The organism is Paenibacillus sp. BK033 (genome assembly GCF_004345425.1).
Taxonomy (GTDB): Bacteria; Bacillota; Bacilli; order Paenibacillales; family Paenibacillaceae; genus Pristimantibacillus.
In genome coordinates this window covers 13415-38081 of the sequence record NZ_SLVP01000016.1, presented here as the reverse complement: position 1 = coordinate 38081, position 24667 = coordinate 13415, and the positions used below count along the sequence as shown (strand labels likewise).

24 protein-coding genes and 1 riboswitch are annotated in these 24667 nt (G+C 50.9%); of the genes, 8 read left to right on the top strand and 16 right to left on the bottom strand.

Features of this window, described 5'->3' with window-relative positions; translation table 11 throughout:
• Positions 1-95: 95 nt before the first annotated feature.
• Entirely contained in the window at positions 96-1517 is a 1422-nt protein-coding gene (pyk, locus tag EV294_RS28605; RefSeq protein ID WP_132313227.1) for a pyruvate kinase, read from the bottom strand.
• 149 nt (positions 1518-1666) lie between these two features.
• Here pyk and EV294_RS28600 point away from each other — a divergent pair, with 149 nt between their 5' ends.
• Both EV294_RS28600 and EV294_RS28595 read left to right on the top strand, forming a co-directional pair.
• Complete coding sequence (locus tag EV294_RS28600; protein WP_132313225.1) at positions 1667-2446, top strand: AraC family transcriptional regulator; 780 nt, start codon at positions 1667-1669, stop codon at positions 2444-2446.
• Between the two features lie 121 nt (positions 2447-2567).
• A complete protein-coding gene (locus EV294_RS28595; protein ID WP_132313223.1) occupies positions 2568-3206 on the top strand; it encodes a hypothetical protein in 639 nt (212 codons plus the stop codon).
• 58 nt (positions 3207-3264) lie between these two features.
• Here EV294_RS28595 and EV294_RS28590 read toward each other — a convergent pair whose 3' ends face one another.
• The 5 genes from EV294_RS28590 to EV294_RS28570 all read right to left on the bottom strand — a co-directional run bounded on the left by EV294_RS28590 (position 3265) and on the right by EV294_RS28570 (position 8476).
• Positions 3265-5688, bottom strand: a complete 2424-nt coding sequence (locus EV294_RS28590; RefSeq protein WP_132313221.1) for an EAL domain-containing protein — start codon at positions 5686-5688, stop codon at positions 3265-3267.
• Between the two features lie 303 nt (positions 5689-5991).
• Entirely contained in the window at positions 5992-6471 is a 480-nt protein-coding gene (locus EV294_RS28585; protein WP_132313219.1) for a hypothetical protein, read from the bottom strand.
• A 110-nt stretch (positions 6472-6581) separates the two neighbouring features.
• Positions 6582-7586, bottom strand: coding sequence for a CobW family GTP-binding protein (locus EV294_RS28580; RefSeq protein ID WP_132313217.1), 1005 nt, complete (start codon positions 7584-7586; stop codon positions 6582-6584).
• A gap of 138 nt (positions 7587-7724) precedes the next feature.
• A complete protein-coding gene (yjcZ, locus tag EV294_RS28575; protein ID WP_015842688.1) occupies positions 7725-7847 on the bottom strand; it encodes a sporulation protein YjcZ in 123 nt (40 codons plus the stop codon).
• A gap of 149 nt (positions 7848-7996) precedes the next feature.
• Entirely contained in the window at positions 7997-8476 is a 480-nt protein-coding gene (locus EV294_RS28570; protein WP_132313215.1) for a GAF domain-containing protein, read from the bottom strand.
• Between the two features lie 108 nt (positions 8477-8584).
• Between EV294_RS28570 and EV294_RS28565 the strand changes: the two genes are divergently transcribed.
• Both EV294_RS28565 and EV294_RS28560 read left to right on the top strand, forming a co-directional pair.
• A complete protein-coding gene (locus EV294_RS28565) occupies positions 8585-9079 on the top strand; it encodes a CAP domain-containing protein (protein ID WP_132313213.1) in 495 nt (164 codons plus the stop codon).
• A gap of 142 nt (positions 9080-9221) precedes the next feature.
• Positions 9222-10484, top strand: a complete 1263-nt coding sequence (locus EV294_RS28560; RefSeq protein ID WP_132313211.1) for an alkaline phosphatase — start codon at positions 9222-9224, stop codon at positions 10482-10484.
• A 90-nt stretch (positions 10485-10574) separates the two neighbouring features.
• Here EV294_RS28560 and EV294_RS28555 read toward each other — a convergent pair whose 3' ends face one another.
• The 3 genes from EV294_RS28555 to EV294_RS28545 all read right to left on the bottom strand — a co-directional run bounded on the left by EV294_RS28555 (position 10575) and on the right by EV294_RS28545 (position 12903).
• Positions 10575-11297: an amino acid ABC transporter ATP-binding protein gene (locus EV294_RS28555; RefSeq protein ID WP_132313209.1), complete on the bottom strand. Its 723-nt coding sequence runs from the start codon at positions 11295-11297 to the stop codon at positions 10575-10577.
• Positions 11290-11961 carry an amino acid ABC transporter permease gene (locus tag EV294_RS28550; RefSeq protein WP_132313207.1) on the bottom strand — a complete coding sequence of 224 codons (672 nt, stop codon included), beginning with the start codon at positions 11959-11961 and terminating at the stop codon, positions 11290-11292. The genes EV294_RS28555 and EV294_RS28550 overlap by 8 nt, the downstream gene beginning before the upstream one ends.
• Positions 11962-12042: 81 nt before the next feature.
• Positions 12043-12903 carry an ABC transporter substrate-binding protein gene (locus tag EV294_RS28545; RefSeq protein ID WP_132313205.1) on the bottom strand — a complete coding sequence of 287 codons (861 nt, stop codon included), beginning with the start codon at positions 12901-12903 and terminating at the stop codon, positions 12043-12045.
• 245 nt (positions 12904-13148) lie between these two features.
• Here EV294_RS28545 and EV294_RS28540 point away from each other — a divergent pair, with 245 nt between their 5' ends.
• Positions 13149-13445 (top strand): hypothetical protein, encoded by a 297-nt coding sequence (locus tag EV294_RS28540; protein ID WP_132313203.1) that lies wholly within the window; start codon positions 13149-13151, stop codon positions 13443-13445.
• A 71-nt stretch (positions 13446-13516) separates the two neighbouring features.
• On the opposite strand, the gene EV294_RS28535 is transcribed toward EV294_RS28540, so the two are convergent.
• Positions 13517-14791 carry a nucleobase:cation symporter-2 family protein gene (locus EV294_RS28535; RefSeq protein ID WP_132313201.1) on the bottom strand — a complete coding sequence of 425 codons (1275 nt, stop codon included), beginning with the start codon at positions 14789-14791 and terminating at the stop codon, positions 13517-13519.
• A gap of 3 nt (positions 14792-14794) precedes the next feature.
• Positions 14795-15403 carry a xanthine phosphoribosyltransferase gene (locus EV294_RS28530; protein WP_132313199.1) on the bottom strand — a complete coding sequence of 203 codons (609 nt, stop codon included), beginning with the start codon at positions 15401-15403 and terminating at the stop codon, positions 14795-14797.
• Positions 15404-15543: 140 nt separating this feature from the next.
• Positions 15544-15647, bottom strand: a riboswitch (purine riboswitch).
• A 93-nt stretch (positions 15648-15740) separates the two neighbouring features.
• Between EV294_RS28530 and EV294_RS28525 the strand changes: the two genes are divergently transcribed.
• Positions 15741-16268: a DinB family protein gene (locus EV294_RS28525; protein ID WP_132313197.1), complete on the top strand. Its 528-nt coding sequence runs from the start codon at positions 15741-15743 to the stop codon at positions 16266-16268.
• Between the two features lie 102 nt (positions 16269-16370).
• Here the strand turns inward: EV294_RS28525 and groL are convergent, their stop codons facing one another.
• The 5 genes from groL to EV294_RS28500 all read right to left on the bottom strand — a co-directional run bounded on the left by groL (position 16371) and on the right by EV294_RS28500 (position 21669).
• A complete protein-coding gene (gene groL / locus EV294_RS28520) occupies positions 16371-17999 on the bottom strand; it encodes a chaperonin GroEL (protein ID WP_132313195.1) in 1629 nt (542 codons plus the stop codon).
• Positions 18000-18065: 66 nt separating this feature from the next.
• Positions 18066-18347 (bottom strand): co-chaperone GroES, encoded by a 282-nt coding sequence (groES, locus tag EV294_RS28515; protein ID WP_132313193.1) that lies wholly within the window; start codon positions 18345-18347, stop codon positions 18066-18068.
• Between the two features lie 218 nt (positions 18348-18565).
• A complete protein-coding gene (locus EV294_RS28510; RefSeq protein WP_132313191.1) occupies positions 18566-19156 on the bottom strand; it encodes a TetR family transcriptional regulator in 591 nt (196 codons plus the stop codon).
• Between the two features lie 34 nt (positions 19157-19190).
• Positions 19191-20357: a YhgE/Pip domain-containing protein gene (locus EV294_RS28505; protein ID WP_243711829.1), complete on the bottom strand. Its 1167-nt coding sequence runs from the start codon at positions 20355-20357 to the stop codon at positions 19191-19193.
• A 286-nt stretch (positions 20358-20643) separates the two neighbouring features.
• A complete protein-coding gene (locus EV294_RS28500) occupies positions 20644-21669 on the bottom strand; it encodes an aminoglycoside phosphotransferase family protein (protein WP_132313187.1) in 1026 nt (341 codons plus the stop codon).
• Positions 21670-22119: 450 nt separating this feature from the next.
• On the opposite strand from EV294_RS28500, the gene EV294_RS28495 reads away from it, so the two are divergent.
• Both EV294_RS28495 and EV294_RS28490 read left to right on the top strand, forming a co-directional pair.
• Complete coding sequence (locus EV294_RS28495; protein ID WP_132313185.1) at positions 22120-23259, top strand: winged helix-turn-helix domain-containing protein; 1140 nt, start codon at positions 22120-22122, stop codon at positions 23257-23259.
• A gap of 66 nt (positions 23260-23325) precedes the next feature.
• Positions 23326-24567 (top strand): MFS transporter, encoded by a 1242-nt coding sequence (locus EV294_RS28490; RefSeq protein ID WP_132313183.1) that lies wholly within the window; start codon positions 23326-23328, stop codon positions 24565-24567.
• Positions 24568-24667 lie beyond the last annotated feature (100 nt).

Here is a 24667-nt window from a genome sequence, read left to right as displayed (position 1 = left end):
GATATACAACAAGCCCCTTCCCGGCCGGGAAGGGGCTTGTTGTGTCTTAAACGGTATTTACTGCAAATCTACATGTAACGCTTTATATCGATCTATTATAGGCCGTATTGAGCAATCTTCACAAGATTGGTAGCGCCTGCTTTGCCTGTTGGCGTACCCGCCGTAATAACAACGTAGTCGCCCTTCTCCAGAAGGCCCGTGCTGCCGCCGTTTGTTAAGGCCGATTCAAAAATATCGTCCGTCGAATTAGGCCGGCCGCCCTTAACAGGGATAACTCCCCACATAACAGCCAGGCGAGGCAGAACCTTCTCATCCGAAGCAACCGCAATGATTGGCGATTTCGGACGGTATTTCGATACCATGCGTGCCGTGAAGCCACTCTCCGTTGGGGTCACGATCGCTTTCGCGTTCAGCTCGAGAGACGAGCTTACGACCGCTTGGCTGATAACTTCCGTAATCGTGGTTGGTTGAGCGCCTCTGCGCTGCTGGAACTCATCGAAGTAATCCATCATGGATTCGGCCTTCACCGCGATCGAAGCCATCATGCTGACCGATTCTACCGGATATTTGCCGGCAGCCGTCTCGCCCGACAGCATAATCGCGTCCGTGCCTTGGAGGACGGCGTTCGCCACGTCGCTTACTTCCGCGCGGGATGGACGAGGGTTAACCTGCATCGAATCCAGCATTTGCGTCGCAACAATAACCACTTTGCCCGCCGTGTTACATTTCGCGATCATTTCGCGCTGGATCATCGGCACGTCCCAAGCCGGCACCTCTACGCCAAGGTCGCCGCGGGCAACCATAATGCCGTCCGAAGCTTCGATGATCGAATCCAGGTTATTAACGCCCTCTTCATTCTCGATTTTCGAGATAATTTGAATATGCCCTGCGCCGCCGTCATGAAGCAGCTCGCGGATTTGCAAAATATCCTCCGCTCTTCTCACAAAGGAAGGAGCGATGATATCAATCTGCTGCTCGATGCCGAATTGGATGTGGCGGATGTCGCGTTCCGTTACGCCGGGAAGCGTTGTGCGGATGCCCGGCAGGTTGACGCCTTTTCTTGCTTTAATGACGCCGCCGTTCAGAATCAAGCACTCGATTTCCGTTCCGTCCACCGACACAACTTCCAGTTCGATAAGACCGTCGTCGAGTAAAATTTTATTGCCTGGATTCACGACTAGCGGCAGCTCCGCATAGTTCACGTGAATACGTTCGCCGTTACCGATAATCTCTTCCGTAGTCAGCGTCAGCTTCTCCCCAACCTTCAGCAGGTAAGAAGCCTCCTCCAGCTTGCCGATCCGCACTTCCGGACCTTTAATATCAAGCAAAATCGCAACAATGCTATTCGTAGCCGCAGCAGCTTCGCGAATACGCGCAATACGCGCCGCATGATCCTCCAGCTCTCCGTGTGCCATATTCAAACGGGCAACGTTCATCCCCGCGTTAATCATGTCAATCAATACTTCCGTCGATTCGCATGCAGGTCCCATGGTGCAAACAATTTTCGTCTTGCGCATAATGTCGCTGATTCCTCCTGGTTGTACAAGTCTGTATTTGTGGTAAACAAGAATAACCTTATTGTAGCTCGTTTCTTCCCAATCGACCATGAAATATAGTACTCTTATAGAAATATAGTACACAACGGAATTGGAGGACATCGTTCTAGATGCTTACCCTGCAGCAAGTCAGACAAGACAGAGGCACCGACTGGTTCGACAACGGCAATCGCCCGGAGGGCGTATCCACGCTTGTATTGGCGAGTTACGGCAAGGTGGTATACTGGGTCGGGAACGAGAAAATTATTTTAGAAAAAGGCGATCTATTATATATCCCGGCTTGCCAATCTTACTATGGCAAATGTGTGCCTACCGTGTTTCATGAGAAGTATGTCATTGAATTTACCGCGGATACTCCGCCGCTCCCTCTCCTGCAGAACAATCATTGGGTGAAAGCGAGAACCGGCGCGTATGAGTTGATTCTGGAGCGGATCAAGACCATGCATAACGAATGGACGGAGAAGCATTTGTATGCCGATGTGCTTGGCCTTGCGATCTTGTACGAATGCCTGGCCCTCTGGAACAGGGAGCTTGACGAAGGACCGGCTACGTCCGCCGCCCATCAGCAGGTCGAACGGATGAAAAGCTATATCATGAACTACTATCAGCAGAAAATTACGAAAGAGGAGCTTGGCGAGCATATTCACAAAAGTCCGAATTACGCGGCTACGCTTTTCCGGCGGGTTACCGGACAGACCATAAGCGAATACGTCCATAAAGCGAGGGTGAAAAAAGCAATCTATCTCCTCGTGGATTCCAATCTTACGGTAGGGGAAATTTCGGAATCCGTCGGCTACCGCGACCTGTCTTACTTCCAGCGCATCTTCAAACGCGGGACCGGCAAAACGCCAACCGCGTACATGAAGGACCGCCCCAAGCCCTTGTCCTAAACAAAAGCCGTACAATAGCGGAAAACAAACGGCAGATGCAACATCCCGGTTGGATTTCCGTTTAATAGGATAAGAAAACAGGTAAGATAAAATAAAATACGCTGAAAATGGAGTGAGGCTTATGTGGCGTCTATTGAGTATTTTGGCCGTCATGCTGGTACTTGGCGGATGCTTGGGTCTAGGAGGTAATGATAATTCGCAGTCGGCCGAACCTACACCTACGCCTGCATCTACGCCTGCGCCAACTCCAACTTCGACGCCGGCGGCAACGGCGGAAGAAGCGGCCAAAGCTGTGATCAACGCCATAAAGCAGCACGACCTCGAGAAGCTGTCCGGCTATATTCATCCCGAGAAGGGACTATTGTTCTCTCCATACGGTCATATCGAAAAGGACGCCGCCTTGACCTTCAAGGCCGGCGAGCTGCCCGCTTGGGACGATCCGAAGCTATATACATGGGGAAGCTACGACGGCTCGGGCGAACCGATCAGCCTAGCGTTCCGCGATTATTTCAATAAATTCGTCTATGATCAAAACTTCGCGGAGGCCGATAAGGTCAAGCGTAACGAAATACTCGGCAAAGGCAATATGCTTGTCAATATTGAGGAGATCTATCCGGGCAGCACCTACTTTGATTATTATTTCAGCGGATTCGATCCGGAGCTTAGCGGCATGGATTGGGAAAGCCTGATCCTGGTCCTCGAGGAGCATAACGGCGCCTGGTACCTAATTGCCATCGTCCATTCCCAATGGACGATCTAACCATATCAAAGGCGCTCCTCCGTCTTCGTGACGGGGGAGCGCCTTTTCCTGTAAGCGTTTATTCTTCCGGGCATTTGTCCGACCGGAACAATTCAACGAAGCGTTCCGGCGTAACCGGCGGACTGAACAGATAGCCCTGCATCAGATCGCAATTATGCTCTTTTATAATCTGCAGCTCCTCCGCCGTCTCCACGCCTTCCGTGACCACCTTCATATTGAGATTATGCGCAATTACAATGATCGATTTGAAAATCATCTGCTTTCGGATATCCCTCACGATTCCCCGGATAAACGATTTATCCAGCTTCAAATAATGAATCGGAATGTTCTGCAGGTAGCTCAAGGAGGAATAGCCCGTACCGAAATCATCAAGCGACAGCTTTAAACCAAGCGCTTGCAGCTCATGCAGAATTCGCAGCGTATGCTCCGGATTTTCCATAAAGATCGACTCGGTGAGCTCCAGCTCGATTTGCTCCGGACGGACACCCGCCTCCTCAATAATCGACTTGATGCCGGCTACAATGTCCTGCTGCTGGAATTGGAGCATGGACATATTTACGCTGACGAGTATCGAATCAAGCCCCATCCGCTCCCACTGCTTCGCCTGCCGGCAGGCCGTCCTTAACACCCATTCCCCGAGCAAAATAATAAAGCCCGTCTTCTCGGCTATCGGAATAAATTCGAGCGGCGACACCATGCCAAACTCCGGATGCTTCCAGCGCAGCAGCGCTTCAACCCCGTGAATACGGCCCGTTCCAATCTCCAGCTTCGGCTGATAATGAAGCATGAACTGGTTGGACTCCAGCGCTTCGAACATACTGTTCTCCAATATAAGCTCTTTGGTCGGAACATTGTTCATCATCGGGGAATACAGCTTGTACGTATTGCGCTGCTTCTTCGCCACGTACAGGGCGATATCCGATTCCTTCACCAGACGGTCGCCGGTACCTGGCGTCCATTCCTGTTGAACGCTCATCCCGATGCTTGCGGTCAGGTAGAAGAGTCTTCCCTTCATCTTGATGGGCTCCGCAATAACGCTCAAAATCCGCGCCGCAACCGCCATTGCTTGTCCGAGGTAGCTGATTTCATCCAAAAGCACGACAAATTCGTCGCCGCCAAACCGGAATACCCGGCCGGCCTGACCCGTTACTTCAAAGATCCGATTGCCGACCTGCTTCAGCAGCATATCCCCCATCGTATAATCCAGCGTCTCGTTAATAATTTTAAACCGGTCCAAATCGATATACAGCAAGGCAAATTGCCCGTTGCTGCCCGTTATCGTCTCCGCATAGCGCGAATAACCGTAACGGTTGGGGAACCCGGTAACCAGATCATGGGTCGCCTGATGCTGGATCAGATGCTCGGCTTCCTTGCGGAAATCAACCATCCGGTTAAAGTGATTGGCCATCGTCTCGAACTCGTCGTTCGACCGGATATCGAGCTTCAGCTTTTCGTTGCCGATCGCAACGGCCGAGGTAACCTGAATCACCTTTTTTATATTTCCCAGAACAATTTTCTTAAGCATCAACCATGCCAGCAGAGACATCAGGATAACCGTTGCGGCAGCGATCAGAATCGAACTCCATAACGACGAGTAATACTGCGTCAGCATGTTGCTCTTTGGGATCACCATTTCGAAATGCCACGTAAAATCCTGAATCCGAATCGGAATCAGTATCCGGAGCATTTGCCCGTCTGCATGCCTGTCAGGCGTGTATTGAATGGTGGAGAAGCTCTTCTTATAGTCGTTAATGGAGTCTCCGCCCTCCCACATCTCATACGGCTTCATGACAAGGTCCGGATAGGCGCCGTTAGCCAGATAGTAGTTATTGGACGTAATGATGCTGGCATGGCCGCCGAGCGGCCGGATGCTGCGAATCTTGTCCTGTACCGTCTGGAGCGAAATATCGCCGCCGACAATTCCGAGAAACCGTCCGTTCTCGAGAATCGGCAGAATAAAGGAAGTAACGACAATATCCTTGCCGTTCAGATTGTAGGGGTAAGGATCAAACAAGGTGAATTTCTTCGATTGCTTGACGACCTGGTAAAAATCCCCGTCCCCGTTCAGCATGTTGTAATCAACGGTCGGTATGGCTTCAAGTCCGTTATTGGTTCGCACGACATAAGGCACAAAGCGCCCTGTCTCGTCATCGTAGCCGCTCGCCATGCGGTTCTTCGCATCCTGCCGATCAAAGGCATCCGGCTCCCACACCGTATAGCAGCCAATCAAATCCGGATTGTTGCGAACGACGGTTTCGAGCATATGCACGGCATAAGAACGGCTCTGCACGCCATCCGAGCGCATTTGAAGCAAAGCATCCCTTACCGTAGTAAGAGATGCTAGGCTTGTATTAATAGATGCGGTGAATTGGTCGATATATTGGATAGATTGCTTTTGCGCGAGCAGTTCGCCCTTCTCCAGACTGTTATGATAGAGCTTGGTGAGATAGAAAGAAACCAACAAAGAATAAGACGTCAGCATTAGAACTCCCAATGCAGTAATTAGTTTCTGTGCGATGCTGAGCCTTATTTTCCTCAAAATTCTATCCTCCTTCTCTTTCCAAAGACCTACTTATGCGTAATTTCCAATATATGATATGGTTCTAGTATACTTGACAAAATAAGATAAATTCAACGGAAGATCGGGAATTAATATGACAGAATAATCAATTCTTCGACATATTAATGTCGAATTTTGTAACTTATCGAAATTTCTGAAAACAAATAGAGGCTGCTCGCTAGCGGAGCAGCCTCTATCCTATTGATTCTATAGTCCTGGCTTCGTTCAGCCCTGTTTGACATCCCGCTGAGGCTCTTGCTGCGCATCGCTCTTGTGGTGCATCCGGTGAAGCTTATGAAGCTCCTGGCGAAGCTGCTCGGCCGTCTTGCCTTCCGTTGCAATGCCGTTTTCCTTGGCCTTCTGACGCAGATGCTCCAGCATTTTCGCTTTATGCTCCGTCTTGAAGGCTTCCCATTTCGCTTTATCCTTCTGCTTTGCTGCTTCCAGCTCCGTTCGGAGCTGCTCGGCCGTCTTACCCTCCGTCTTGATGCCGAAGTAATCGGCCATATAACGGAGCTTCTCCATCCGGTGCTCTTCTTTGTTCTTGCCGAACATACCGTCATGATGATGATGACCATGCTCAGGGCCATCCTCGATCCTGTTATCCTGAGCTGCAGGAGCCTTCTCCTCCGGCTGCGCCGCATAGACTGGAGCCGATAGCAGCAGCATAGTCGCTGCGAATGCGCCGATGATTTTTCTTTTCATGCCTTGCCACACCTTCCTATCCAATTCGTGATGCCGGAGCTTTGATGCCCCTCATGAATTATTTTTCCCAAGCATACGAATAGATAGACATGACCTTGTCGCATAGACGATTATTCTGTCGAATTGCTGGGCTCGCCCTCACGCTCGAGCTTACGAAGCTCCTCTAGCAAAGCATCCTTCGAGAAATGCTCGCCGATAAAGACGGCTACGTCATTCACTTCGCCCTGCGGCGTGATCCGGATAAAGTCCGTCTCCCGGTAAGCGTATTGGAACAAGAAGCGGCTGGCCGTATCCGAGAACGACACGATTCCTTTCGCCCGGTACACCTGATCCGGGAGCTGCTTCAAGAACGCCTCAAACGCTTCGCTGTCAACCGCCCCGTTCATGTAATGCGTCATAACCATAACATGCTCATGCGTGTGATGATGGTGATGACCTTCATGATGACCATGTTCGCTTGCCGCCTCTTCTCGATTCGCGCCGGATAGCCGCGGGGCCTCCCCCGCTTGCCGCTCGATGAAAGTCCAATCCTCCACCCGGCAGCGGACCGTTGTTAACACCGGAGCAACGGCATTCATCTCGCGGACCAGCTGCTGGGCCTCCACCAGTTCGTCCGGGGCCAGCTTGTCCGCTTTGTTCAGAAGCAGCCTTGTGGCGCACCGGATCTGGTCGCGCATGAGCTTAAACGTTTTGCCTTTCCCGCTCCGGCTCCGCTGCAGCAGTTCAGGACCATCCACGACGGTAATAACGCTCTGCAGCTCGATCCGGCAATACAAGGCTGCTTCCGTTACCCCGTCCATAATCTCCATCGGATTCGCCGCACCGGTCGATTCGATTACGATGACATCCGGCTGATGCGTATCGATGAGGGCTTTGATCTCCAGGCTGAGATCGCTTCGGATCGTGCAGCAGATGCAGCCGCTCAGCATTTCCGACATCGGTACCTTATCCCCGACCATCTGGCCGTCCAGATTAATATCGCCCAGCTCATTCATGATAACGGCCGCTTTCAGCCCTTGAGCCTGCCAGTGGTCCAGCAAACCGGTTAGAAGCGTCGTCTTGCCGCTGCCAAGAAACCCCGACAGCAAATAAATCGGTATAATGTTCGTGTTCATCGCTGTAGTTCCCTTCCGTCTGTCATTCCCTTCATTATAGCGCTACCGCGGCCGCCTGCAACCATGCCCCGCCGCAGCGGAAAGAAGACTGCCCGCGCCATGGGATGGCGCGGGCAGTCTTCTTTTATTTAATCGACATTAAAGCCATACGGATCTGATGATGATGACCAACAGAATGAAGAGGACAAGAATGAATCCGAAAGCACTGCCGCCGCCATATCCGCAACCGGCACCTGCAACAGGACCTACTCCGTAGCTCATTTGTTCATCTCCTTTAACTAATGTACAGTATCCTATGTTTAAAAACCCAAACGGTATAGGCATTCATCAAAATTGTGCGTTTGCTGAATTTTAACGAATGATGCACATTGCCAAGAAAACTGAGCATGTACCCCTTTTTTAGCAGGATATTATAGATACTCTCCTAAGCGCTCGCAAAAAATAGTCAAATACTTAAGATCCGTTTCGTCAAAGCGGCCAAACGACGGACTGTCGATATCCAGCACGCCGATCATCTGTCCGCCGCCGTATAGCGGAATAACGAGTTCGGAGTTGGAAGCACTGTCGCAGGCAATATGCCCCGGGAATTGATGGACGTCTTCCACCAGAACGGCTTCCTTGCGCGCCACGGCCGTACCGCATACTCCCTTGCCAACCGCGATACGCGTGCAGGCCGGCTTCCCCTGGAACGGCCCGAGGACAAGCGCATCTCCTTCCAGCAAGTAAAAACCCACCCAATTAATATCGTCCAGGAACTGCTGAAGAAGCGCCGAGGCATTCGCCAGATTGGCGATCCGGCTGCTCTCGTCCTCCACCAGGCCCGTTAATTGCTTGATAAGCAGCGAATAGTTTTCTTCTCTTGTGCCCGTATACAAGCTTGCGTTAAACATTTTATATCACTCCTACTCTATCAACCTGACCAACCATCCAAACCAGACTTGATCGTATGAATAGAATATCATATTCCGGAAGCACGAGCGATTAGGGGGATAATTTGGGTGACGAAGAAGAAAACCGCAACAAGGAAAAAATCTGGCGCAACGAAGAAAACGAACACGGAAAGCAAAAGCGCAAAAACGGATCTGCTCTATCCTTTGCAGGAAAACTTTGAGGACGAAGTGTTTGCCCTGGTCAATCAAGCAAGGGAGGCGGCCGGCCTGCAGGCGCTCACCAGACTGGAAGTGCTTTTCGAGGCGGCGGAAGCCAAGGCGCAGGATATGAGAGACAACCATTATTTCGATCATCTTTCTCCCACATGCGGCACTCCCGGGCAAATGCTGGCGCAATTTGGCGTGGAATGGACCGCTTACGGGGAAAACATAGCCGCAGGTCAGCGGACGGCGGACGCCGTCATGGAAGCCTGGATGAATAGTCCGGGGCATCGGGCTAATATTTTGTCTCCTAAATTCACGCATCTGGGAATCGGTTATGCACCCGGGACAACGGACAGCCGCTACCGGGCTTATTGGGTGCAGGAGTTTATAAGACTATAGTTCCGATTTTTCGCCAAAATCCAACTTTACTCCTATTTTTGTTACTAATTTACAAAACCTTCACCTCTCCTATACATTCTCCTAATAGAGGCTCGTTAAGATGCAATTGAATACGAGCGATCAATTAGGAGGAGATACAAGTATGAAAGGCAAAGTTTTGAAAACGGCACTCCTTGGCACAGCAGCAGCCGCACTTGTTGTTACCGGTTATACAGGTATTCAGAGCAGCAATCAGGTTAACGCTGCTAACCAAAAAGCAAAAAACGTTGTACTCTTCGTTGGCGACGGCATGGGCACCGCGCAGCGTGATGCCATCCGGCTGGCTACAGTTGGCGAAAGCGGACAGCTGGCTATGGATTCGATGCCTTACGTCGGCCTCATTCATACAAGCTCCACAACGGCCATTACGGATTCCGCCGCTTCCGCAACCGCATACGCGAGCGGCGTAAAAACGTACAACGGCGCAATCGGCGTGGACGCAAACAAAAAAAGCGTAAAAACGATCATGGAGTACGCGAAGGATAAAGGCATGTCTACCGGCCTTGTTACAACAAGCCAAATTACGGACGCAACGCCTGCGGCTTTCGCTTCCCATGTAGAGGACCGCTCCAAGCAAAGCGATATCGCCCTGCAATATTTGACGAAGTCGAAGGTTGACGTGCTGCTTGGCGGCGGCGAAGACTTCTGGTATCCTGCAGGCAACAAGGGCGCTTTCGATGATGAGACGGCGGCCGATCCTTCCGAGAAAAGCAAAGGAACGCAAGGCGACCTGGTGAAAAAAGCGAAGTCGCTTGGTTATACGTACGTAACGAACAAAACGGACATGACAAAAGCGAAGGGCAAGCTGCTTGGTCTGTTTGCCAACGAAGAAATGTTCCAGCAAAAGCCGGAAGGCCAAGGCGATGTCTACAACCCGATCGTGCCGCTTGCCGACATGACGAAAAAGGCGCTGGATACTCTGTCAACAAATAAAAAAGGCTTTTTCCTTATGGTCGAAGAGGAAGCAACGGACGAAATGGCTCACAACAACAACGCGAAGCTCACGATCAAAGCCGGTCAAGAGCTCGACAAATCGGTTAAAGTAGCGAAGGACTTTGCGAAGCAGCATCCGGATACGCTGGTGCTCGTTCTCGCCGACCACGAAACAGGCGGCTTCTCGGTTGAAGAGGTAGACGATTCCGACGAGTCTACGGACGGCAAGACCATCTCCGGCGAAGACGGTCCGTTCGCAATCGCGAACTCTAAATTGAACTTTGTCGTAGACTGGACAACTTCCGGCCATACGGGCGTTGACGTTCCGGTTACGGCAACAGGCGCAGGGTCGGAGCTGTTCACGGGCATTTTCGAGAATACCTCCATTTTCAACAAGCTGGCTCAGGCTTTGAATATTACGATCAAGAAGTAAACCCCGCTTGAACAATCCCCGTTAGGCAAAAAAGAGACTTCGTTTGGCTGATGCGCCATCCGAGGTCTCTTTCTGTATTTCTTATAATCCTTATAGCACTTTGCTGAGGAATTCTTTCGTTCTTGGATGCTGCGGATTCGCGAAAACTTCCCGCGGAGGTCCCTGCTCGACAATCTGGCCGCCGTCGATAAACAACAAGCGGTCCCCGACCTCGCGCGCAAAGCCCATCTCGTGGGTGACGATGATCATCGTCATGCCTTCCTTCGCGAGCGACTTCATGACATCCAGCACCTCGCCGACCATCTCGGGATCGAGTGCCGACGTAGGCTCGTCGAACAGCATCACATGCGGGCGCATCGCAAGCGCTCGCGCAATCGCTACGCGCTGCTTCTGGCCGCCGGACAAGCGGTTCGGGTACGTGTCGCGCTTTTCCTCAAGGCCAACGCGGCGCAGGAGCTCAAGACCGATTTTGTCCGCTTCCGCCTTTGCGACGTTCTGCACCTTGGTTGGAGCAAGCGTAATATTTTGCAGCACCGTCTTGTGCGGGAACAGGTTAAACTGCTGGAACACCATGCCCATGCTTTGACGAAGCTCGTTGATATTGGTGTTGCGGTCCGTTAGACGTTTGCCCTCGTATTCGATTACGCCGTCCGTAGGCGTCTCGAGCAGGTTCAGGCATCTGAGGAAGGTGCTTTTGCCGGAGCCGCTTGGTCCGATGACGACAACAACCTCGCCTTTCGCGATCTCCGCGTCAATGCCGTTCAGAATATTCGCTTTGCCGAAAGATTTCTTAAGTCCGGTTACTTTAATCACTTGTTTTCAACCTCCGTTCGCCAATGCCAAGCAGCTTGGACAACGTAAAGATCAAGACGAAATAGATCAGCGCCGAAACAAGCATCGGCTCAATGGAAATATAGGTCGCGCCCCTAATCGCATTGGCCTGGTAAGTCAATTCGGCGTACCCGATAACGGACAGCACCGATGACTCCTTCACTACAACGACAAACTCGTTGCCAAGCGCGGGCAATACGTTTTTGAAGGCCTGAGGAAGAATGATTTGACGCATCGCCAAGCCCTTCGACATCCCCAGAGAACGGGCGGCCTCCATTTGCCCTTTGTCCACCGCCTGAATCCCCGCGCGCATAATCTCGGCAATATAAGCGCCGCTGTTCACGGTAAGAGTCAGATAAGCGGCCGTAAAGATTCCGATATCGAAGCCAAGGAAGATCGGAAGCCCGTAATAGAACAAGAACAGCTGAACGAGAAGCGGTGTTCCGCGTATGATTTCAACATATACCGTTCCGATGAAACGAAGCAGCCACAATCCCGACAAGCGCAGAAGGGACACGAGAGTGCCAAGCACAAGACCGCTAAGCACGGCGAGCAGCGATACCTCTAACGTCTTTTTAATGCCGATCCAGTAGTACGAACCGTAGTCGTTTAGAAAAGAAAAATCCCAATGATACGCTAATTCCATGATGTCTACCCTGCCTTTTGTATTCGCGCAAGCGTAAACGTATGCGGCTTCCCTCTATCGGAGCCGCATACGTTTCGCGGTTTATTGTTCCGAGATTTGCGTCATTTCCGATACCCATTGATCGATCTTCTTGTCCGCGGTCAGATGATCAAGCGTTTTTTGAATCTCAGCCAGAAGGTCTTTTTCGCCTTTGTTAACCGCTACCGCGGAACCGCCGGACTCGTATTCAGGGGAAATGCTTGTCAACGCGAGATCCGAGTTTACGTTGGCATAGCCTTGCGCAACCGGAAGCTCGACAATCAGAGCATCAACCTTTTTCGATTTCAGCTCAAGTACCAAATCCGTTGTTTTGCCCAAGGATTTCAGCTTCGCGCCTTTGATGCCTTGAGCGATTTTCTCTTGCGTCGAGCCCATTTGAACGCCGATCGCTTTACCTTCAAGGTCAGCCATCGTCGTGAAGTTGTCTTTATCCTCCGCACGCACAAGTACGCCTTGCTTTGCTTCGTAATAAATCTTGGAGAAGTCTACCGCCTTCGAGCGTTCCTCATCCGGCGTCATGCCCGCGATAACGAAGTCGATCTTGCCCAGCTTCAGCTCCGCAAGCAGGTTGCCGAAGTCCATATCTTTAATCTCCAGATCAACGCCGAGGTCCTTGGCAACTTCCTTTGCGATTTCAATGTCGAAGCCTACGATTTGATCCTTGCCGTCAACATTCTTGTGGAACTCGTAAGGCGCGTATTCGGCGCTTGTGCCCAGAACGATTTTGCCTGCTTTCTTAATGTCGGCCAGCTTGCCTGTAGCCGCTGCGGCACCGTTATCCGCGGATGCAGCCGGGCTTTCGTTAGAGGAAGAATTATTCGCGTTGTTTTTACCGCCGCATGCTGCCAGCGTCATTACAACGACTAAAGTCAAAATAAAAACTAAGCTTTTTTTAAACGTCATGTCATTCAGCTCCTGATGTCTAATCATTAGAAAACCAGTTGATTATAATTCATTATCGCGTATAAAGATACAGGTTTTTTCTCCCATAATTTTCAGATTTACTAAGTCGTCAGCCCTACTATGGAAGCATTCCCAAATAACCTCATCCTCACTCGAGAGCACGAGTAATAGAAGCCAATATACGGCATACTCCTTTTTATAGTAGAATGAGGCGTGCTTCCCAATACGATAATGAGGTGCTTGCCATGTCCATCAGTTTCACGTCGTCGATCATCAGCCGGTTAAAACGAGATATAGCGGAAATAGAGCGGCAGATTGTTCAAGATAAAAGTAAAATCGCTAAAATAAACGCCAAAATCAAACAGCTGCAAACGGATAAACCGGAAGGCTCCTCGCCGGCGGACCAGAGTAAAATGACCCAAATCAAAAAGCTCAGCGCTCAAGCCGTGCAATTGGCCGAATCGCAAACGGGTCTGGCCAAGCAATTGTCCGTAAAAAACGCCGAGCTTCGGCTTCAACTGGCTAAGGAAAAAGGAATCTGAGACGATTTACTGAAGCAAAAAAGGATGTAACCCCTATCCTGTTACATCCCCATAAACAACCCGCATGAAACCTAAGCTTCTTCCGGGCTATTCTTGCCGGATAATAATAAATTCATCAAAATTGCCGTAAGCGAGCCGGTTACGATCCCGTTCTGCAGAAGCATCTTCGCAAAATCCGGCAGCTGGTCGAAGACTTGAGGGACCGCAGAGGATCCGAGACCAACGGCAATGCTGCATGCAACGATAAGCAAATTCCGCTCCTCGCGCAAATTGACTTCCGACAAGATCGAGATGCCGGATGCCGCAACGGAGCCGAACATCACTATCATTGCTCCGCCAAGCACCGCGTTCGGGATAACCGTTGTAATCGCGGCAAGCTTCGGGATCAGGCCAAGCACAACCATAATGCCGCCGGCCGCAAATATCACGTCGCGGGTCTTTACGCGGGTCAACGTGATCAGACCGACATTTTGCGAAAAGGCCGTATAAGGAAATGCATTAAATAATCCGCCAAGCATAATGGCCGCGCCTTCCGAGCGGAGACCGTTAATGATTTGCTTTTGCTCCACCTTCTGATTCGTCGCTCTTCCGACAGCCAGGTAAACGCCCGTGGATTCCACCATACTGACAATATTGACGATAATCATCGTGAACACGGCAGTCAGGCTGAATTGCGGCGTGCCGAAGTAGAACGGCTGAACCATGTTGAACCAGGAAGCATCGTTTACCGGCGCAAAGCTGACGATTCCCATCGCATACCCGGCGATCGTGCCAACGGCAAGTCCAATCAGCACGGAAATGGAGCGCAAGAAGCCTTTGGCGAAACGGTTAACGAGCAAAATCACGATAAGCGTGCCAAGCGCCAGCAACAGATTGCGCGGCAATCCGAAGTCATCGCTGCCCTGCCCGCCGGCAACGTTATTCATGGCCACCGGTATCAGCGAAAGTCCAATGATTGTAACGACCGAACCGGTAACGATAACCGGGAAGAACTTCAACAGCTTCCCGTATAGCGGTGCTGCCAATACAACGAATAAGCCTGATAAAATGATGGCCCCGTAAGCCGTAGCCAAATTCGAGGCAGACGCAACCGCTATGATCGGGCCAACGGCCGTGAACGTGCAGCCGAGAATAACCGGCAGTCTGCTGCCGAAATATTTGGTGCCCAGCACCTGCAGAATCGTTGCAAGACCGCAAGTGAACAGGTCCGCCGCAATCAGGTAAGCCATCTGTGCTGGAGTCAAGTGGAGCTGACCCCCAACGATTATCGGAACTACAACGGCGCCCGCGTACATCGCCAAGACATGCTGAAATCCTAATGTAAATGCCCTCTGTTTGCCCAGCATCTCTTATACCGTCTCCTTTACGAGCTTTTTGCTTATCGCAGGTTCCTCGAAATATATTTCCCCCGGCGCCATTCTGGAGATGGTTGCAAGCGACTCGACGCTGACATTCATTTGCTCCAGCAATCCCCTGCCCTCTTGAAATCCTTTTTCAATGACGCAGCCAACGCCGGCGAGCTCGGCACCGGATTCTCTCACGATCTCAACTAAGCCAACAAGGGCTGCGCCCGTCGCGAGAAAATCGTCTACGATAAGGACCTTGTCGCCGGGTCCCAAATAATTTTTAGAAACCGTCACCTGATACGTTTCTTGCTTGGTAAAGGAATGAACGGACGCCGAATAGACCTGCTCCGACTGCGTAACCGCCTTTTTCTTCTTGGCGTATACAAACGGAACCTTAAGCGCAATGCCCGCAGCCATCGCAAATTGAATGCCGCTCGCTTCGATCGTGAGCACCTTCGTAATGGTCTTATCCGCAAACCGGGCGACCAATTCCTTGCCAATCTCCAGAGCAAGCTCCGTGTCTACCTGATGGTTCAAGAAGGAATCCACCTTCAGCACCGTATCGGACAATATTAATCCTTCTTTGCGTATGCGATCTTCCAGCAGTTTCATCTTTTTCGCTCCTCTAGTTGATAAAAAAAGGGACAAGCCTATAATTGGCCTGTCCCTACGTTAAACGAATTCGTGCACGCTGAACTACATTCTTCCACTTTCCCACTACTTCCGGTACAGAAAAGCATAGCAAAGCTAAATGTAAAAAAGCGATCACTCATAGTCGGATAGTTGCAATGGTTATCCGGTAGAAACTTATGGGCCGTATTCCCATGATTATATGAGTCTTTTTAAAAATGCATTTCTAATCATACTAGGAAAGAAGCCTGGATTACAAGTGGTATTTTTTTATGATAGGCTATTAGGACAGAACGGTTTCTAGGAGAGGAGTAATCAAATGAATTTTAATCTCACGGAAGCGATCGAAGTATTGGAACGCACGCCCCAAACCTTACAGCTTTTTTTATCCGGTTTGTCTGATGGCTGGCTGGCATGCAGCGAAGGCGAAGGGACTTGGAATGCGCGGGAGGTCATTGACCATCTGATTGAGGGAGAGAAAAGCAATTGGATTCCGCGCCTCGAATTTATCCTTGCCGAAGGCGAACAAGCGCCGTTTCCCTCCTTTAACCGTTTCGCCCATTTGAAGCCTACCTCCCCCCGGTCAATTGAACAGTCTTTACTTGAATTTATTGAAATCCGGACCCTTAATATCGCGAGACTCGAGGAGCTCGTAAAGGATGAATCCATTCTTGAGAAGACCGGTTCCCATCCTGCATTCGGCGTCGTAAAGGTACGGGAGTTAATTGCTACTTGGGCCGTACACGACATGACGCATATCGCCCAAGTCGTCAGGGTTATGGCAAACCGTTATGTCGGGGACGTGGGACCGTGGCATGAATACTTGGGGATTCTGAATAGGAAATAATGCGGAATATAGTAAAGAGAGGCTGCAAACGCGCTGTAACAGCTCGTTTGCAGCCTCTCTTGTTAGATGACTGATTTCCGAATTGGACGTTCTGTCCAATTCTTACATCATGCCGCCCATACCGCCCATGCCGCCCATATCAGGCATAGCCGGTTTGTCTTTCTCAGGCTTGTCGGCAACAACCGCTTCGGTAGTCAGGAACATAGCCGCTACGGAAGCTGCGTTTTGCAGAGCGGAACGAGTTACTTTCGCAGGGTCAACGATACCCGCTTCGAACATGTTTACCCATTCGCCGGTTGCGGCATTGTAGCCAACGCCAACTTTTTCGTTTTTCAGACGCTCAACGATAACGGAACCTTCTTGACCAGCGTTCGCAGCGATTGTGCGAAGCGGCTCTTCGAGGGAGCGCAATACAATGTTAACGCCAGTTTGCTCGTCGCCAGCCGTTTGAACAGCTGCAACCGCTTTGTATACGTTGATCAGAGCTGTACCGCCGCCGGATACGATACCTTCTTCAACCGCCGCGCGAGTCGAGTTCAGGGCATCTTCGATGCGGAGCTTGCGCTCTTTCAGTTCGGTTTCGGTTGCCGCACCGACTTTGATAACCGCTACGCCGCCAGCCAGTTTAGCCAGACGCTCCTGCAGCTTCTCGCGGTCGAACTCGGAAGTTGTTTCTTCCAGTTGCACGCGGATTTGGTTAACGCGAGCTTGAATATCTTCAGGGTTGCCGCTGCCGTCCACGATGATCGTGTTTTCTTTCGTAATGCGGATTTGGCGAGCGGAACCGAGTTGGTCCACAGTAGCCGATTTCAGCTCAAGGCCGAGTTCTTCCGTTACTACTTGCGCGCCAGTCAGTGCAGCGATATCAGCCAGCATCGCTTTGCGGCGGTCGCCGAAGCCCGGAGCTTTAACGCCTACGCAAGTGAATGTGCCGCGCAGTTTGTTCAGGACGAGCGTAGCTTGCGCTTCGCCTTCGATATCTTCAGCGATGATCAGGAGCTGTTTGCCGGATTGAACAACTTTCTCGAGAACCGGCAGGATCTCTTGAATGTTGGAGATCTTCTTGTCCGTGATCAGAATGTATGGATTGTCGAGGACAGCTTCCATTTTATCTGTATCTGTAATCATGTAAGGGGAAACGTAACCGCGGTCGAATTGCATGCCTTCAACCACTTCAAGCTCGGTTACGAAGCCTTTGGATTCTTCTACTGTGATAACGCCGTCGTTGCCCACTTTTTCCATCGCTTCAGCGATCAGTTGGCCAACTTCGTCGTCAGCGGCGGAGATCGATGCCACTTGCGCGATCGATTGTTTGCCTTCGATTGGCTTAGCGATAGCTTTCAGCTCTTCAACCGCAGCTTTAACCGCTTTTTCGATGCCTTTGCGGATAACCATAGGATTAGCGCCGGCCGTAACGTTTTTCAGGCCTTCGCGGATCATCGCTTGAGCCAGAACGGTTGCCGTAGTCGTACCGTCGCCGGCAACGTCGTTTGTCTTCGTCGCTACTTCTTTAACCAGTTGAGCGCCCATGTTCTCGAATGCGTCTTCCAGCTCGATTTCTTTCGCGATGGAAACGCCGTCGTTCGTGATGAGCGGGCTGCCGAATTTCTTCTCCAGCACCACGTTGCGGCCTTTAGGACCAAGCGTTACTTTAACCGCGTTTGCAAGTTGATCAACACCGCGCAGCATTGCGCGGCGAGCGTCTTCGCTAAATTTAATTTCTTTTGCCATTACCAGTTACCTCCCAAAAAGTATAATAAGTATCTTCCGTCTTGCCCTCTATGTTAGAAAACGGGCTTATCCAAAGATCGCGTGAATGTCGCTTTCCTTCATAATCAAATACTCTTTGCCTTCGTATTTGATTTCTGTTCCCGCATATTTCGAGAAAAGGACGCGGTCGCCAACTTGAACTTCAAGCGCAACGCGAACGCCGTCTTTCAGCGTGCCGCTGCCAACTGCCACCACTTTGCCTTCTTGCGGCTTTTCTTTAGCCGTATCCGGCAGAACGATGCCGCTTGCAGTCGTTTCTTCTTTTGCGATCGGTTCGATCAATACGCGTTCACCTAAAGGTCTGATCATTGAAAATAGCCTCCTTAAAAAATTTGTCGCTTATTGTTTTAAATTAGCACTCGTAAGCTTTAAGTGCTAACAACCATTTTTATCATACTCATTTTCGGGTCTGATTTCAAGTGTCTTGAATCATTTTTGCAGTTATTTAACAACTGAGCGAAGGCACCTTCACCATTATAGCCCTAGCTAAAAGACGGCATACGCGATGATGCGCATGCCGTCTTCATTTACGGCTTGACTTGCAAGCCGCCTAAAATAAAATGAGTCATCTCTTCTATCGTGTATTCCAGCGTGTAAGGCCCCTCGCGGCGGATAACCTGCCAATACTCGGAGTTGCGGTTAAACAATAATACGCCCGCAATAGAGTACAGAGTAAGATCAACCGAATTGAACCGGAACACGCCTTGCTCGCGGCCCGCCTCCAGCCACTGCCGCAGCGCTTGCCACAGCGGCATGACGTAATAGCGGATCTTGTCGATACGGGAGGTGTTCAGCAGGATTTCATACTGGATGATTTGAACCAGCTCCGGATCGCTGTAACGGAACTTGGTTACCTCCGAGATTACCAGCTTGACGCCCTCAAGCGGAGGAAGGCTTTTGTCCACTTTGACAAATTGGTGACTAGGAAAATAGGCATCGAACAAAGCCGCGAACATATTCTCTTTCCCGCCAAAATAATACGAAATGAGAGCGACGTTAGCCCCGCCCGCTTCCTCGCAAATTTGCCTTACCGTCGTCCCGTCAAAGCCCTGGCTGGCAAACAGCTTCTTTGCCGCAAGCAGGATGCGGGACTTCACATCGCTCTCATTCGTTGTCATTTTCTTATCCTCCAAGCCTATCTATTAGAACGATTTATTTGGCCGCAACCGCTGCCTCATGCTTTCGGACGGCGCTGCGTTTCAGCCCCGTCGCTGCAGCGCTCACCGCTACCGCTACCGCCGTAATCAGGAAGAGAACCGCTACCTCATGGCCTACGCCTGGTCCGCCAAACAGTAAGTTCATGTTTCCTTCCACCGCATACGTTGCGGGAAGAACGGAACCAAGCCCGGTATAGAAATCCGATAACAGCTCCCGCGGCACAATCGTACCCGAAGATACCAGCTGCGCCGACAGAAGCATAATGTTAAACAGCATGCCTGCCATCCCGAACAGGTAGAGAAACATCTGCGATACGAACATAAAGGTGAGCAGGAACAGCATTTCAAACAACCACAGATGGAAAAAGCCCTGCTCGATTTGTCCGCCAAGCGATAACAGCAATGTCGAGCCTACTAATGATACAACAGCTGCTGCCGCAATATTAATGACACTCCTCGCGCCAAATCTTCTCCAGCGGCTTACCACGGCCGATACGGCCATCGCCGACTGCTCGAGGTTCATGCCCATAATCATGGCACCGACATAAGAAGCAAGCACCATCATCATCGGCACCATCTGATTGTTCATGCCATGAATGGCGTTAGTCGACTGAATATCCGCCGTTACGCGCTCAGCCAAACTTTGCGCAGCCGTTGCAGCTTGCTCCTCCGGCATCTTGGCAGCCTCTCCAAGCCTTGTCTTAACGCCGGCAGCTACTGCCTGCTTGTTGACCTCGGCCGTAACCTGCTCGGCTACCCCGCCCATCATACTTTTAATTAAAGCAGGATTCGACTCATTAATCCAATACTGAATGTTCGCGTGCCCGCCTGGAGACGCCGCCTTCTGCGTAAAATCCTCCGGCATATAAATAATCATCTGAAGCTTCCGGTCATCCAGCTGCTGCTTGGCAGCGTCCAAATCATCCAGCCGGGACATCCGGAAAGGCAGCTCTTTCAACAGATTTGCCGCTACCTGCTCTCCAAGCTGCTTATCTTTATTGACAACCGCAATATGCAGCTGATCGGCACGGTCCGTTACCCCGTCGTAGCCCGTCATCCAAATCAAAGAGAATATGATCTGGAACATCAGTGCCGTAATAATCCCGATCCATGTGGTCGGGCGCTTCATAAATGCCTGCAATGCTTGTTTCAATCTCTCCACTCCCTCTATCTATCTCTCGTTTTAAACATATGTTTAAAACAACTGTTTAATACATTATCAAGCAATTCTTCCCTTGTCAATGATGGCAAACAAATTCACCAGAGTCGGCGGTTCATAAGTACAACGACAAGAAAATCACCTCATTAGCGACATGAAAATCCCGATTAAGTTTTGAACCAGGCATTCAACTGCCCATAGTAGAGCAACGTCAGCAAGCAGCCTGGCATTATTGACCGGCTGCTGCACTGTTCCTATTAAACTAAAATTCCCAATTAATTTAGGCTATTTAACCAGATGTGACGATCAAGGGTATGGTCTTCATTTCATAGATTTTTTGGAGAGTTTGGACATGCTTCCTCTTCTCGTCATCAGCCTCATTGTGGAGATACCCCTCCACAAGCCTGTACCCGAATACAAGAAGGATTATCTCGTACACACAATGGTCGGCGATTCGGGATACATCCGCATACTCCGAAAAGCCTTTGTAATACGCAGGGATGCATCGCTGATAGTGTTCGACCATGTGATCGATATCCGGTTCATCCACGATCAGGCTTGCGAGATCCTCGCCCAGATAGCCCCATCCGCTGGTATCCCAATCAATGAGCGCGATATTCCCATCAGCATAGATAAGGTTGGTTACCCAGAAGTCCCTGTGACATAGAACGAGGGGCAATTTTTCAATACGGTCGAATATTTCGTCTGCTTGCTCATCGATTTCGATGAGCATTTGCCGTACGTGCAACAACAATTCGCAGTCCTCCGATCGTATATAATCGTAGACGACCGGCCATGATCTGTAATGCAAATACGTATTCTTCATAAGATCCACATGACTCAGGTTGGTCAAGCTCTGCAGCACGGCGGGTTGCTGCGCATACAGCTTTCCTTGAAAGCGCCCTAACTCCCTAGCGGCCTTTTCATACATGTCACTGGTTAAGTCTAATCCGGTTACACCATCGATGTATTCCAGCCACAACTGGTATTCATTAACTTCGGAATTGAACTCGGCATGATAGCATGTCGGCCAGCGGAGGGCTTCCGAGAAAGTCGCCCCCAAGTCAGACGAATACAGATCATATTCCCGACGCCATGAACCCGGATCACCATAACGCTCCCATTTCTTTTGGATCTTCAGTACAATACGGTACGGCAATATTTCACCTTCTGCGGTTTCGGCGGTCCCCGATACCAGGTACACATTTCCTACGGTCCCGCCCTGTAGAGGCATAGTTTGGCAGTCGGCCGTGATGATATCCTTCTTAAACCGTTTGTTTAAGGCATAAATCAGCTGTTCAAGTTTAATGTTCATTAATTCCTCCATCTTCTTCTTTGTCGATGAGGCAGCGCGTATTATCCTGGGCATAATCTTTCATCTACGAAAACAACAGCCGATTTACCAACTGCTTAGATGATTATATCAAATGTATTCCCTTATATTGGGAAGAGTTTTGTTATAACTAATTCGCCCTTTAGTTGAGAAAACGGAACGGCAGCTCTTCATTTGTGAGCTGCCGTGCTGTCTTTATTGAACTAAAGTTCCTCTTTAGCTTAAAGAAGCGGCGCCAGTTTAGTACTTTATTTTATCAGTCTACAACTCTATTTTCTTTGGACACCTGAGCTTGTTTCTTCTGGCTAGCTGCTACCGTAACCTATCATCTGCAAAGGATGGAAGACGCTTGCTTGCTTTCTCCGACCCGCCATGCCATCATCAAGAAAAGAACTATTGGCAAGCGTACAGTGAAAGGGCAGGGAGTTTGGCATGATTCATTTCAATTCGGATACCTATCAAGTCGCATATGCGGGAGAACGCGTGAATCTCTTGCCCAAGGAGTTCGCGCTCTTTCGCTTTCTATACGAGCATGCTGGACGTTCGTTCACCCGGGAGGCCTTGCTTGATGCCGTATGGCCGATGGAAGCCCCCACCGACCGGACCGTGGACGACCACATTTACCGCGTTCGGAGAAAATTGGCCGGCTGGAACCACCTGCTCCGCGTGGAAACCGTCCGGGGCAAGGGCTACAAGCTCGTGCGCCGCGCTCACGAGTCGAACGATAATCCGCTAAGCTACGACGAACAGTTCGCGGTGGACATGAAGCGTTTGTTCTCCAGGTATCACAGCCTTGGCATGGGAGCGGCCATGCAGTTGTTATCGGAGAACCGTGAAGTTTTAAGCTTGCCCGGCGACCCTTACAATGACGCCTATCTGCGTTTTATTCGCGGCGATTTCGAATGGCTCCTGACAACGGACAGCGTTTCCCTCTGGCAGAAGCTGACGTATGCCGTGTATATCCACTCCATCATTCAACCGGAGCCTGCAGCTACGCTCCCTTATATCGTAAAGCTTCTTGCCAAAGACAAAGCCAACACATTGGCATGGCGGTATGACTTGCAGCTTAGCCTCGTTCTCCTCTATACGGAAGCCGGCAAGCCGGATAATGCGCGGAAGGTTCTCAAAGCGATCCGGCAGGAGATTGAAGCGCTCGACTCGCCTAGCTTCAAGGCGCTCTTTCTGCTGAAGGAAACGTATCTGGCGATATGGACGGGGAAGCTTGAGACTGCGGACGCCAAGCTGCGCGAATGCGACGAGCTGCTGCTGCGTTATCCAATCAAGCGCGAGCGGGGAGCTTATCTTGTGGCCATGGCACTGCTCCTGTACCGGCAAAGCAACATTCCCGCCGCGAGACTTGCGCTGGATGAAGGGTTGGAGACGCTCCGCCATACGGAGTTCCTCCCCCATCTGCTATTTAGCTTAAGTATAATGCTGCGATTTCTGTCCATCCATGAATGCGATGAAACGTATCGGCTAGCCTATCAACGGCAGTGGGACCAGCTTGCTGTCCGTTACCGCTTTGAAGAGCTGCTGCCTCAAACGGAGCAGTTGCTTATAAAGCATCTCTGATCATTCTCTGACATTCCCCTGCTACGATTGGAATCATAACGATTTCATTCACGGGGGTTGCATCCAATGTTAAGAAAAAACCGATCGTTCGCCAAAATGTTCGCCGCCTACGGCCTCTCGGCTTTCGGCGATTATTTCGACTTTATGGCAGTCACGATTCTTCTCGGCTTCATCTGGAAGGAGGACGCGATGACGATCGCGCTGCTGCCTCTGTGTTTTGCCGTGCCCGGCATTGCATTCAGCCAGTTGGCAGGTATTTTGGCGGATCGTTGGAACAAACGGAATCTGATGATCGCCACCGATCTCCTACGCTCCGGATTAACCGTCATTCTCATCTTCGCCCCAAACGCGGGAGTTCTGCTCGGCTTGATCGCAATCCGATCGACCGCCCGCGTCTTCCACTTTCCCGCACAACAATCGATGACGCGGACCGTTGTTGCACCGGATCAACTCTTGCAGGCGACCTCTCTTAACGGCGCCATCTTTCAGCTGTCCAAAATATTCGGGCCTTTGCTTGGCGCCTCCGCGGCGTCTGTATTCTCCCCCTCTTTCAGCATGGCGGTGAACGCGGGCTGCTACGTCGTGTCCGCCTTCTTGCTCCTGCTTGTCCCCGCCGTCGATGGGCGCGTACCGGTCACAGCATCCGCAACCAAGGAGAAGAAGGGCCTGCGGGGCGAATGGCGTGATGGATGGCGCCTTCTCTGGCGCAGCCGCACCTTGCGCATGAGTATTCTCTTCAGCTTAATCGGGCTGGCCGGCATCCAAATGATTGATGCCCAATTCGCCATCCTCTTCCGCGAGATTGCCCCGGAACAACCCGATTTAATGGGCTGGCTCGTAACCGCGATCGGCGCTGGTGGACTCGTAAGTGTTACTTGGCTTCGCCGGTACCAAGAGCTTACGGCATATGGACGGCTGCTCGGAGGGGGCGTGGCGCTGATCGGCCTGATGTTCGCGGCTGCAGGCGTTTTCCGGCAAGACAGTCCACTGTGGCTTATGCTGCTGGTATTCTTCATCGGAGGGATCGGAACCGGCTTTACCTCCTCGGGCATGAACTACATACTGCAAAAAGAAACGCCACCCGATGCCGTAGGCCGCGTCAGCGGCATATTTGAATCCTTAAGTAGCGTCATCTTTGTCATCGCTCCGCTCAGCGGCGGCGCGCTGATTGGTCTAATGGGCGCGAGCCGCACGTTCTTGATCGTCGGGCTCTCGGTTGGGATAATCGGTTTCGTCGGAATTGTGCTGCGTTGGCAGCTGTGGGGAAGGTCGGATACCCGGAGGCCGGAGGTTTCGCGCAACGCTTAAATTTATTTTTAATAAAGCCAGTTACAAAACTAACCTCCCACTACTTCAACAACAAACCGGCAGTGAATCTCTGATCTGCTGCCGGTTTGTTGTGTTAAAC